This window comes from Bacteroides sp. 1_1_14 (genome assembly GCF_000162515.1).
Classification (GTDB): Bacteria; Bacteroidota; Bacteroidia; order Bacteroidales; family Bacteroidaceae; genus Bacteroides; species Bacteroides thetaiotaomicron.
This window is the reverse complement of record NZ_GG774710.1, coordinates 183,336-195,845: the sequence shown is the minus strand read 5'-3', so window position 1 is coordinate 195,845 and position 12,510 is coordinate 183,336. Positions and strand designations below refer to the sequence as shown.

General features: G+C 40.8%; 9 protein-coding genes. 3 read left to right on the top strand and 6 right to left on the bottom strand.

The window, feature by feature from the left end:
• Positions 1 to 4: 4 nt before the first annotated feature.
• From HMPREF9007_RS04630 to HMPREF9007_RS04645, 4 genes are all read right to left on the bottom strand, one after another.
• On the bottom strand, positions 5 to 286 hold the full coding sequence (locus HMPREF9007_RS04630) for a helix-turn-helix domain-containing protein (protein WP_008763105.1): 282 nt from the start codon (positions 284 to 286) through the stop codon (positions 5 to 7).
• Between the two features lie 156 nt (positions 287 to 442).
• Positions 443 to 1,168 (bottom strand): hypothetical protein, encoded by a 726-nt coding sequence (locus HMPREF9007_RS04635; protein WP_008763104.1) that lies wholly within the window; start codon positions 1,166 to 1,168, stop codon positions 443 to 445.
• An 8-nt stretch (positions 1,169 to 1,176) separates the two neighbouring features.
• Complete coding sequence (locus HMPREF9007_RS04640) at positions 1,177 to 2,454, bottom strand: site-specific integrase (protein ID WP_225651457.1); 1,278 nt, start codon at positions 2,452 to 2,454, stop codon at positions 1,177 to 1,179.
• Between the two features lie 112 nt (positions 2,455 to 2,566).
• Complete coding sequence (locus HMPREF9007_RS04645) at positions 2,567 to 3,145, bottom strand: DUF308 domain-containing protein (RefSeq protein ID WP_008763102.1); 579 nt, start codon at positions 3,143 to 3,145, stop codon at positions 2,567 to 2,569.
• 172 nt (positions 3,146 to 3,317) lie between these two features.
• On the opposite strand from HMPREF9007_RS04645, the gene HMPREF9007_RS04650 reads away from it, so the two are divergent.
• Positions 3,318 to 5,435, top strand: coding sequence for an RNA degradosome polyphosphate kinase (locus HMPREF9007_RS04650; RefSeq protein WP_008763101.1), 2,118 nt, complete (start codon positions 3,318 to 3,320; stop codon positions 5,433 to 5,435).
• Positions 5,432 to 6,358, top strand: a complete 927-nt coding sequence (locus HMPREF9007_RS04655; protein WP_008763100.1) for an exopolyphosphatase — start codon at positions 5,432 to 5,434, stop codon at positions 6,356 to 6,358. Before HMPREF9007_RS04650 ends, HMPREF9007_RS04655 begins: the two co-directional genes overlap by 4 nt.
• A 757-nt stretch (positions 6,359 to 7,115) precedes the next feature.
• On the opposite strand, the gene HMPREF9007_RS04660 is transcribed toward HMPREF9007_RS04655, so the two are convergent.
• Positions 7,116 to 8,975, bottom strand: a complete 1,860-nt coding sequence (locus HMPREF9007_RS04660) for an SLC13 family permease (RefSeq protein WP_008763099.1) — start codon at positions 8,973 to 8,975, stop codon at positions 7,116 to 7,118.
• Between the two features lie 345 nt (positions 8,976 to 9,320).
• Between HMPREF9007_RS04660 and HMPREF9007_RS04665 the strand changes: the two genes are divergently transcribed.
• Positions 9,321 to 10,937: an ATP-binding protein gene (locus tag HMPREF9007_RS04665; protein ID WP_008763098.1), complete on the top strand. Its 1,617-nt coding sequence runs from the start codon at positions 9,321 to 9,323 to the stop codon at positions 10,935 to 10,937.
• A gap of 117 nt (positions 10,938 to 11,054) precedes the next feature.
• On the opposite strand, the gene HMPREF9007_RS04670 is transcribed toward HMPREF9007_RS04665, so the two are convergent.
• Positions 11,055 to 12,200: an iron-containing alcohol dehydrogenase gene (locus tag HMPREF9007_RS04670; RefSeq protein WP_008763097.1), complete on the bottom strand. Its 1,146-nt coding sequence runs from the start codon at positions 12,198 to 12,200 to the stop codon at positions 11,055 to 11,057.
• Positions 12,201 to 12,510 lie beyond the last annotated feature (310 nt).

Here is a 12,510-nt window from a genome sequence, read left to right as displayed (position 1 = left end):
CTCCTTACTTCCTTGAAGCCTTTGCTAAATACACAGCTACCATCTGTTCACTTTCATCAATGGTATTCACTTTCCCCTGCTTCATCCATGCTTCTATTTCAGCACGATCAAAGTATAACTGTTTATTAGGTTTGTAGTGCGGTATTTGATGATTACAGGTAAGTTTATACAAATGACTTTTACTAAGCCCAGTTAATAGCGATACATCATCCAATGTCAGCACATTCTTTGCTGCCAATAAGGTATAAACTAAAATCTGATTAATTTTATCTTCCATATCTTCCATTTTTGTGACTTTGGAGCTATGTACACTTGCACCTCTGTCTGTTTAACATGGTGCAAAAATCGGAAAGGAAAGAAAGAAAAAACATTTGCTTTTATTGGGATATACATTGGGCAATATATTTCCCAATGTATTAGGCAATACATCAAAAAAGGCAACCTAATCGGTTGCCTCATCAAATAAATTATCTATGTCTTTATATCCTTTAGGTGGCCGTAGTATCTGCAAACGTGATTGCCCTAGATTCTTTATATTCTCCCCCTTATTATTTAAGAAGAAAGAATTTAAAGCGGCTTCTGGGAAAAAGACACCACCTCGTTTTATGACCAATTCTTTTGTCACATCGTCCTGTTTTAATCTATCACCACAATAAATTTTTCCACAAAAATAAGCCAGTAGTGCATTCCCTTTATTCCATTGATAACCACCCTTATCTTTTAATGGTTGCATTAAACCGGCCTTTACTGCCTTTTCAAACATTTTTTTAGCATCATCGGTATTTAAATTATCTGGCAGTTCTGGCAATAGTATATCTTCCTTTTTCTTTTCTTGTTTACCTGACAAACTTTTTTCATCGGTATATGATTCATTGGCCATCATATCAAAATACATAGTTTCGCAATTAAACGCATCTATCACCACAGAGTTTGCTCCCGCATTTCTTAGTCTTTCCGTTGCTTCACGCAGGAATTGGGCTATATCCTTATCTTTGCCTACCGATATTACTTCAATGCACCTTTCACCAACAAGCCCCAAATCGCATACTTTAAAGAATTTATCAAAGTGAAAATCGAACCATACTTTACCATTGTTGCCCAATATTTCCTTGCTATATTTGTAGCTTTCCTCGCCAAGATACTTAAGAGTTCTTATTTTATCCATCATTACTCACTTTATTTATTAAACACATCATTTACAAGGTTTACAGCGTCAACTTTTTTCCTATCCACCACTTTGGCATAAATTTGAGTTGTAGCCACATTAGTGTGCCCTAACATTTTGCTAACAGTGTATAGATCGGTTCCTAACGTAAGCAATAAAGTTGCATAAGTATGGCGAGCTGTGTGAAAAGTCAAATGCTTATTTATTCCTGCCGCTTCTGCCCATTTCTTCAAATTATCTTCTACGGTGGGATTGGAAGGCAAAGAGAATACCTCATCTTCATCATTACCTCTTATTGGTATTATTTCCATCGCTTTATCCGGTAAAGGTATTTTCAACTCCTTACCAGTCTTTTGCATGAAAAGCATAGCAAAGAATTGCCCATCTTCTGCTATAATATTCTTCCATCTCAACGCACGAATATCTGAAATTCTTAGTCCAGAAAAGCAAGCAAAAAGATATGCTTTCCCTATATCATCCCTTCTACATGGTGTTATCATTAACTTTAGCAGTTCTTCTTGACTTAAATATTCCCTATGACTATCCGGCTGTTTTACTTTCTCATCAGAAGAAAGAAGTTTAAAAGGATTGATTATTTTATATCCGTCTTTTATAGCAGCATTTATCGCAACTGAAAATGTCCTCACATAGTCTACGATTGTACTATTCTGCAAACGCTTGTTGCCCTTGTAGCTTACATAATCATGTTTCAAGTAATCAATGAAGCCTTTTGCAAAGCCCTTATCAATGCTTGTTAGTCTTGCTACTACTGCAGGTTTATATTCCGCAAGTATTCTCATTAAATTGTCAACATGGGAAATGTCTTTATACTGCCTCTTTTCAAGTTTGACTCTGTAGATCTTAAGCCAGTCCATCAATAATAGCTTATTCTTAACACTGGTATCAGTAATTCCAGCCTGCCCCTTAACTATCGCATTTTGTCGCTCACTTCTTATAACCTCTGCCGCCTGCAAGGTGTTTTCATTCTGCTGTCTTGCTGTTACATTGTTCTTTTCTGGAACAAGATACATTTTCAAGAACTCATAACTTCTTACTCCGTCTCGATAAATATCGAGATACAGGCTTTTATTGCCATTAGCTAATTTCTTGTTCCGAAGCCTAACAAAGTTTTTAGGCTTAACGCTCGCTTTTTGCCTTGCCATTGCTACTATATTTTTTGTTACCTCTACAAAGATAACAGATTCTTTTGATACGAGTAACAAAACGGGTAACAAAAATGCACCCAAAAAGAACAAAGTAACAGAAAACAAACAACCAATACAGTACACTAATCACTTGTTTTTCTTTATGTTTTAATTGTTGTTGTTTTCATGTAAAGTCAATTGTTGGTTGTTTTAAGTTTGCAGGGGAGGGGTACCGTGACGGTAGTCCTCTTCTTTTTTATTCTATAATCTTAGCATCCTCAATATCCTCATCGTGAGGCGTAACCGGAGTCTTAGGACGACGGCGTGCAAACTTAAACCAGTTGATCAGTTCGGACAGAGAATAAACCAAGCTACTGATACCGATAATAATGAAAGCAGTATTACGTACTCCCGTCGGATTGAACAGCGCAATAACACCTGCGATAAGAATCAATGAAGGCACCAGATAGAAAATCCCCGGAACAGGTGTCCAACGACGGGCCATCGACAAAGAGGCAATCTGCTGCACACCTCCCATGATCAGGATAAAGCCCAAAAGGAACATCAGGACGTCTGCAAAAAACTCAGGCATCACAATCAGCCAAAGTCCGAATAACAAACTGCCGATTCCCTCAATAGGAAAACGGGGAGCCGGTTCATGTTCCGATCTTTTCCGTCCGAAAAAGCTAAAAAGACTGATGACACCGGGAATCAAAAAAGCCACTCCTATCGTAATGACAATATAACTAGCTGCTGTATTCGGCCAAAGTACCAACACCAGACCTATGACAAGCGCAAACAAAATGCGAATCAGAGAGTAATTCATTGTTTTCATATATTCTATATTTTTTAACGAAGTCCATTTCAATACTTTTGCGAATATAAGTGTTTCTATTCACATATAAAAATAACAAACGTAGATTGTAATAAGTTCGTAACAAAATCGTTATAGCCATTACACCTCACTTAGATAATTTTGCAGAAAATTAATAAACAGGTTTTTCATCATGAAATCAAGCGAAACAAAAAAGAAGTGCCCTTATGTAGAACGTGACATCAGCTGGATGTACTTCAATCAGCGTATCCTGCTCGAAGCTGCCCGTCCGGAAGTACCTCTTCTGGAACGCCTGACTTTTCTTGGCATCTATTCCAATAATCTGGATGAGTTTTTCCGCGTCCGCGTAGCTACGCTGAACCGGATTATCGAATATGCAGATAAAAACATACAGAAAGAACAAGAAACGGTTACACGCACACTGAAACAGATAAGCAAACTACACAACCGCTTCTACGAACAATTTGAAGATACTTTCGCTTCTATCATGGAAGAACTGAAGAAGGAGAACATCTGCGTCATCAAAGACACCGAAATGACGGATGACCAAAAGACATTTATCACCTCCTTCTATCGCAATAAACTGAATGGCTCCACCACCCCTCTTTTCCTCAACGGAGCCCGACCGCTGGACGACCAGACTGACGAAGATATTTATCTCGCCATCCGCCTGCTTCGTAAAGACGAAACAGGAAAAATAAAAGAGAAAGATTATGCAGTGATCGAATTACCCACCGAAGAATACGGTCGTTTTATCCAATTGCCGGACTCGGAGGGGAAAACATATCTGATGTTTCTCGATGATGTGATCCGCTATTGTCTGCCGTTGATTTTTGTCGGCATGAAATATACGGATTACGAGGCATATACCTTTAAATTCACCAAAGACGCGGAAATGGAGATAGACAGCGACCTGCGGACAGGCGTACTTCAGAAGATTTCAAAAGGAGTGAAAAGCCGGAAGAGAGGAGAACCGATTCGATTCGTTTATGACGAACAGATTCCCAAAGATTTACTGAAAAGATTAGTTGACCGGCTGAATGTGGATAAAAACGACACCCGTGTGGCAGGAGGACGCTATCATAACTTCAAAGACTTGATGAAATTTCCGGTGTGCGGTCGCTACGACTTAAAGTATCCCGTCTGGGAACCGGTTTTCAAGCCCGAACTAAACGGCAAAGAAAGCCTGCTCACATTGATTCGTCAGAAGGACCGCTCCCTGCATTATCCATTCCATAGCTTCGATACTTTCATCCGCGTACTTCGTGAAGCAGCCATCAGCAAAGAAGTAAAAAGTATCAAGATGACACTTTACCGGCTCGCTAAAGAATCAAAAGTGATCAAAGCACTGATCTGCGCAGCCAAAAACGGGAAGAAAGTAACGGTGGTCATCGAACTACTGGCACGTTTCGACGAAGCATCCAACATCAACTGGAGCAAAAGAATGCAGGACGCAGGCATCCACGTTATCTTCGGAGTGGAGGGACTGAAGATTCATTCCAAACTGGTACATATCGGTACCCGTCACGGAGACATTGCCTGCATCAGCACAGGAAACTTTCATGAAGGAAACGCACGTATGTATACCGATTATACCATCATGACCGCCCATCGTCTGCTGGTACGAGAAGTGAATGCCGTTTTCGACTTTATTGAGAAACCATACACTCCCGTCAATTTCAAAGAATTACTGGTTTCACCCAACGATATGCGCAAACGTCTGATTGCTCTCATCAGCAAGGAAATAAAGAACAAGGAACAAGGGAAAGAAGCCTATATTCTGGCAAAAGTAAACCATATTACCGACCGTGCGCTTATAGAAAAACTCTACGAAGCCTCGACAGCCGGAGTTCAAGTGGAACTGGTAGTACGCGGCAACTGTTCGCTGGTGACAGGCATCGCAGATATCAGTGAAAATATCCATATCAACGGTATTATCGACCGATATCTTGAACACTCCCGTATCTTTATCTTTGCCAATGGCGGAGAAGAAAAATATTATATCGGTTCTGCCGACTGGATGCCCCGCAACCTTGATAACCGGATCGAAGTACTGGCTCCGGTGTACGACAAAGAAATACAGGCAGACTTAAAACGAATTGTCTGCTACGGATATCGGGATACGGCCAAAGGACGTATCGTAGACGGGACCGGAGAAAACCGACCTTGGGAAAACCGACCTTCCACACTCTGCAAAGACTTCACTCCTGCCCTTGCCGAAGCAGAGACAGCCACTGTCGTTTTCCGTTCGCAAGAAGAATTATATAGAAAATACAAGAATACATTATGATAAGTATGAAGAAAGTTAATTATGCAGCTATCGACATAGGTTCGAATGCCGTGCGGCTATTGATAAAATGCGTAAACGAAGAAAACGCTCCCGAATTAATGAGCAAGGTACAACTCATCCGCATTCCCTTACGACTGGGAGAAGATGCTTTTACCATGGGAGTTATTTCTGCTGAAAAAGAAAAGAAACTGATCCGGCTGATGAAAGCCTACAAACAGTTGATGAAGATATATGACGTAGTAGATTACCGTGCCTGTGCTACGTCCGCCATGCGTGACGCACGCAACGGAAAGGACATCACCCGACAAATAGCCAGGAAAACAGGTATCCGCGTAGATATCATCGACGGTCAAGAAGAAGCACACATTGTATATGACAACCATATCGAGCAACTTTTTGCTTCCGGACAAAACTACCTGTATGTAGATGTCGGCGGTGGCAGCACCGAGATTAATCTGATCAGTAACGGAGAACTGAAAAATTCCCGTTCATACAATATCGGAACGGTTCGCATGCTCAGCGGCATGGTGAAAGAAGAAGAAAAAGAGGCTTTACGCACCGACCTCATAGGGCTTGCCGCGGAATACGCGCCTATCAGCATCATCGGTTCGGGAGGAAACATCAATAAGCTTTTCCGTCTGGCAGACAAGAAAGACAAAAAGGCTTCTCTCCTACCCGTCGAATCGCTACGTGAAATTTACGAAGCATTGCAAGCTCTTCCTGCCGAGCAACGTATCAAACAGTATAAGCTAAAACCTGATCGGGCTGATGTCATCGTTCCGGCTGCGGAGATATTTCTGGAAGTAGCTATGAATGTGAAAGCTACCGGAATCATTGTACCTACCATCGGACTGTCCGACGGAATTATCGACAGCCTGTACACTCAGAAGATGAATACACCTGTCGCACCAAAGGTTCAATAAATAGATAAAAGGCTCCTGATATCCGAATGATAAGTCATTTGCATCAGGAGCCTTTTTCTATAAATTCCATCTTTCTTCATGTATAAAATGACATTCTGAAAGATAAGTATGTTTTTGACAGTTTGTAATTCGTAATGCATCAAGAAGGGCTTCTTTAGCCGGTCATACTACTATTGATATTTTTTCGCGATTGTTGGGCAACTAGCATATATCAAAAAATCAGCATTTACATCCAATTCAGCACTTATTAATATATTATACTCTACTTATATATCTACATGATTATATTTTCATCAGTTCTGTTTATTTTCAACATTAGCCATCTAAACTTTCCAAAGAGCGAAATAGAAAACAGAGAAGGTCAAAAGTATTAAATAAAGACAGTTTTATCGGTATAATGACACTATAGCAATGGTTTACTTACATCATACCTACCTTTTAGTGACACCATCTGCATCTTTTGGTTACTTCATCCGCATCTTTTTCACAAACAATACGGTGTTTTTCACCGAATCATACGGTCATTTCATGCAAATCAACCGTATATTTGCGATAATTCAACCACCTTTCCAAGCTAACAGAAGATTATTAAAAAACAGGCAGGAAAGCAAATCGGATCTTTCTACAAACAAATGACAGAAGAAAGACTTATCACCGAACATTATGATAAAAGCAATCATCTATTGATATAATAACAACTGCCCTGTAATCTGATATCAGACTACAAGGCAGTTGCTAAAACGTTATACTAAATCTGTCAGAATGGGAAAATCAGAGGCAGCACCAATATCATCACAATTCCCATGATAATCTGCAACGGTAATCCCACTTTTATATAATCCATAAAAGTATATTGTCCGGCAGGCATCACCAGCGCATTAGGCGGTGTAGAGAACGGAGAAGCGAAACACATACTTGCACCCACCGTCACGGCAAACAGGAAAGGAACCGGACTAACTCCGATCTGCATAGCACTTTGCAAAGCAATCGGTGCAAGCAAGACAGCAGTAGCGGTATTACTGATAAACATAGTCATCAATGATGTCGTAAAATAAATACCAGCCATCAATGCTATCGGTCCGTAAGATCCAAGCCCACTTACCAAAGTATTGGAGATGTACTCCGAAGCGCCTGTTTTCTCTAATGCCAAAGACATAGGAAGCATAGCCGCAATCAATACAATACTTTCCCAGTTGATTGTTTTGTAAGCTGCTTCCACATTACGGAAACATCCCGTCAAAACCATCAGGATACCTGCTATCATAACGGCCGTAACAGGTGCAACCGGAATAAAATCGAATACCATCATTGCTACCATCAATACCATGATAGCAGCAGCAACAGGTGCTTTATAGTCCAAAGTTACTTTAGCCGCTTCTGCCAAAGGCTGTCCCAACACTACCCAATCCGAATCTTCCTTACTAAGCCGGGCAATATTACCCCAAGTTCCCTGCACTAAAAGCACATCACCACTATGAATCCGCTCATTTCCCAAATCCTGCAACAGATATTCCTTTTTACGACGGATACCTAATACATTCACATTAAACTTATCACGGAATCCGGACTCTTTAATAGTCTGATTGACCAGATTGGAAGCAGGCATCAATACTATTTCGGCAATACCGATATCATAAAAATCAAGCGAATTAGTAGTGCTTTTCGTCTCTTCCGTAGCATGATCATCCAATATATCCAGCAGATAATCTTCGGCAAATTGCTGCACTTTATCAAATTCTCCCGTCACATACAGAATATCTTCCGCTTCCAGCATAGTATCCGGTTCGGCAAGTTTCTGAGTAATAGTCTTCAGAAAACGGTGCTGCGAAGCATCTCCACGACGGACTTCCATAATATTAAGTCCATATTTACGACGAATATCCAGATCGAGGATGGTCTTTCCCAAAAGGCGGGAGTCTTTAATCACCTGCATACGGAACAGATTACTGGAAAGACCATATTCATTCACCAACTGTTTCAGCGACTTACCCGAACGGCTGTTATCATCTTTCTGCCCTTTTTTAGAAAGAAACCACTTACTAAGCGGCATCAGAACCAGCGTACCGACAGCCACACTCACCAAACCTACAGGCAGGAAAGTAAAGAAAGAAAGCGGTTCGAAGCCTGCGGAAGTCAATGTGTTTTGTATGACAAGGTTGGGCGGTGTACCAATCAGCGTCATCATACCTCCCATACTACTGGCAAAGGCCAACGGCATCAGCAACCGACTCGGATTCATTTTGGCGCTCATCGCCAGACTGACCACAATGGGAAGCATCAGTGCCACCGTTCCGGTATTACTGACAAACGCACCGATAGCGGAAGTGACCAACATAACAAGGAAGAAGAGGCGAATTTCACTGTTTCCAGCAAGTTTAAGGATACGCGAACTTATCATTTTTGCCAGTCCTGTCTGAAAAATAGCTCCGCCCACGACAAACAATCCGATCATCATAATGACTACCGAATTGGAGAAACCGGAAAGGGCTTCGTCGGGTGTTAATATCTGAAAGATAAGCAAAGCTACTAACGCACATAGTGCCACAAGATCCGAACGTATCTTACCGTTTACAAAAAAGATAGCCGAAAGAACGAGAATGATAATGGTTATCAACATAAGCTAAAAATAAAATGATTGTTTTATCCTGAATGTATCAAAGATTTATTTTGGAGGAGCAAAATTAAAAAATACTTTGCCGTTATAAAAACAAATTAGAATTGTTTTTGGTTCATGGGACATCATTTAATATTTTAATACATTCTTACTCTTTACGAAAATACGTTCCATCAAAAACATTTTAAAACCGAACCGGAAATAGAAGGCACCAAAGTTCTACTAATCAGTAAAGGTATTCTTTTCAGAAGAGTTTTATAAGGCTGATAAACAATATATTTCAGAAATTTCCTTTGTGAATTACAAAAAATGCATATATTTACCACAGATTTAGTACAAACATAAATTATGGCAAACAATATACTATCCGTTATATGGATTACAGACCAGCATTGGAGTTATTATTATTTACTAATAGGCTTTTTACTCCTGATCATCTGCTTTTTATTATACAGACTACGACAACTTAAAAAGAATATAGGAAAAGAACAGGATTACTATCATTCTTTATTCGATATACTCGATAACCTCCCTTTCCCTATTATGGTAAAAGATATCCAGAATAGTTTCCGATACTATTACTGGAACAAAGAATCCGAACTGCAATCCGGCATTAAGCGGGAAGAAGCAATAGGATGCACAGACTACGAAATCTATGGAGAAGAACGGGGCAGAAAATACCGTGATGTGGATGAATCACTTGTGCAGGCAGACAAGATATACCGGGCAGAAGAAAGCTACAGCACAGTGGACGGAGCAGTACATGATACAATTGCCGTAAAATCGATTATCAAATGGAAGGAAAAGAAAAAATGGCTGTTAGTGACCCGATGGGACATCACCCGGCTAAAGACTTACGAACGAGAACTGATTGCCGCCAAAGAAGAACTGGAAAAAGCGCTGAACAAACAAAAGCTAGCTTTGAAGAGCGTCAACTTCGGGCTCATTTATATCGACAAAAACTATCTGGTACAATGGGAAGAAACGACGCAAATTGCCAGCCTCGTGAAAGGAAGGCATTATACACCGGGACAAATCTGCTACAAAACAAGTGCACTCCGGGATACTCCATGCGAACAATGCGCCTTTCAGAAAGCGATTGAACAAGGAAAAATCATACGCCATACTATCCAGATAGATCAGGTAGACTTTGAAGTGACAGCTACTCCGGTTTATGATAATGAAGGAATAGAAATCATCGGCGGTCTGTTGCGCTTCGAAGACATCACCGAAAAGGTGAAAATGGACAAGATGCTACAGGAAGCAAAAGAAAAAGCAGAAGAATCAAACCGTCTGAAATCAGCTTTCCTTGCCAACATGAGTCACGAGATACGTACTCCGTTGAATGCGATTATTGGATTCTCTGACATGATTTGCCAAACGGGTGAAGAGGAAGAGAAACAGGAATACATGAAGATAGTGTCCAGTAACAATGAGTTGTTACTGCAATTGATAGATGATATTCTCGATCTTTCCAAAATAGAAGCCGGAACGATGGAGTTTACTCTTGCCCCTACCGATATCAATGATCTGATGGAAGGTATTTGCAGGCAAATGCAAGAGAAAAACACTTCTCCCGACGTGGCGATCACCTTCACGGAGAAAGCGGAAGAATGTATTCTCAACACAGACCGCGTACGTCTTTCGCAAGTAATCATCAACTTCACAAACAATGCGATGAAGTTCACTCCGAAAGGTTCCATTCAAATGGGATACCGGATTGACGAAGCAAAAGATGAAATCTACTTCTATGTAAAAGACACGGGAATTGGGATTCCGGCGGATAAAATAAACGAAGTATTCGAACGTTTCGTCAAGTTGAATACATTCGCAAAAGGTACGGGACTTGGTCTGGCTATCTGCCGGGTGATCGTAGAGCGCTTAGGCGGCACTATCGGAGCAGATTCTAAAGAAGGAAAAGGTTCGTGCTTCTGGTTCAGACTTCCGATACATGAAAAAGCATAAAACCTGATACTGATTATAACTAACAAAACTGCCCGAAAAGTATATTTATCTCTGCCATCATGACAGTAAACAAATCCTTTCGGGCAGCTTTATTATTTTAGATTATAAAAGAAGCGATCAGAGGGCAGCCTCCAATATTTTACGGGCAACAGCTCCTGTCACATTCTCATTTTCTCCATACTTGGCACCACGTTCATTAAACCGGCGTTCAATTTCCAAAACGGTTTCTTCACCGATATTTTCTTCATGCAGACGAGTAGTCAAGCCCAATGAACGGAAAAACTCTTCAGTACGATCAATTGCTTCATCAATGCGTTCTTCTTTCGTTCCGGAAGTAATTCCCCATACTCTTTCACCGTATTGCACCAACTTGTCTCCTTTCGCTTCCCGAAGGACACGTAAAGTTGCCGGGAGAATAATCACCAGCGTATGCCCATGTGTCAGTCCATGCAATGCAGTGATTTCATGACCGATCATGTGAGTCGCCCAGTCCTGAGACACTCCCATTGCAATGAAGCCATTCAATGCCATTGTTGCAGAAAGCATGAAATCTGCCATAAGCTGATAATCATGCTGGTTCTCACGAATCTTTGGAGCTATTTCTACCAGAGTTTGCAGGATACCTTCCGCCCAACGGTCCATCACACGGCTTTGTCCGGCAACTGTCATGTATTGTTCCATCACATGAACGAATGTATCCGCCAATCCGCACGCCACCTGATGAGGAGGTAGAGTAAAGGTTACTTCCGGATCAAGAATAGAGAACAATGGGAAATTGGAATAAAAAGGATATTTTTCCTTAGTTTCGTGACGAGAGATGACAGCTCCGTTATTCATTTCCGAACCTGTGGCAGGAAGTGTCAATACGGTAGAAAGCGGAACAGTCTTGGTAACCGGACGTCCGGCAAGTACCAAATCCCATGCATCACCGTCGTACAACAAACCTGCGGAAATCAATTTCGTACCATCAATCACAGAACCACCGCCTACAGCCAATAGATAATCGACTTTCTGCTCCTTGCCCAAAGCAATCGCCTTGCGAAGCGTTTCGATGGCCGGATTAGGCTCGATGCCCCAAAACTCTATTGTAAAATGGTCTTTAAGCGCTTCTTTTACCTGATCATACACACCATTCTTTTTCACGCTGCCTCCGCCAAAAGTTATCATGATACGTTTGTCGGATGGTATTTCTTTGCTCAACCGGGCAATCATTCCATGCCCCATAATCAGCTTTACGGGATTCTGAAAGATAAAATTTTCCATATCTGTCTATTGTTATTATTTTGGTTATTAGTTACTAACCTTGCAAATATACGCCAATTATCTGAAACCTGTCGGGATCAGGCAATGAATTGTTGCAAGGCTGAAGGAACCATAGCGGACAGCCAAGGTTTCATATCTTCAGCTACCAATAACCAATAAAGCAATAATATAATAAAAAATGGCAATAGCGATACCTACTAAGACTTTTCTCTGTTTCATAATTGTTTTTCGTTTAAATATTCAATATTTATAAGAACAGATCAGGCAGAAAATTGTTCTATATCAGAAAAATGAAGGGGAAAAAGAAAAA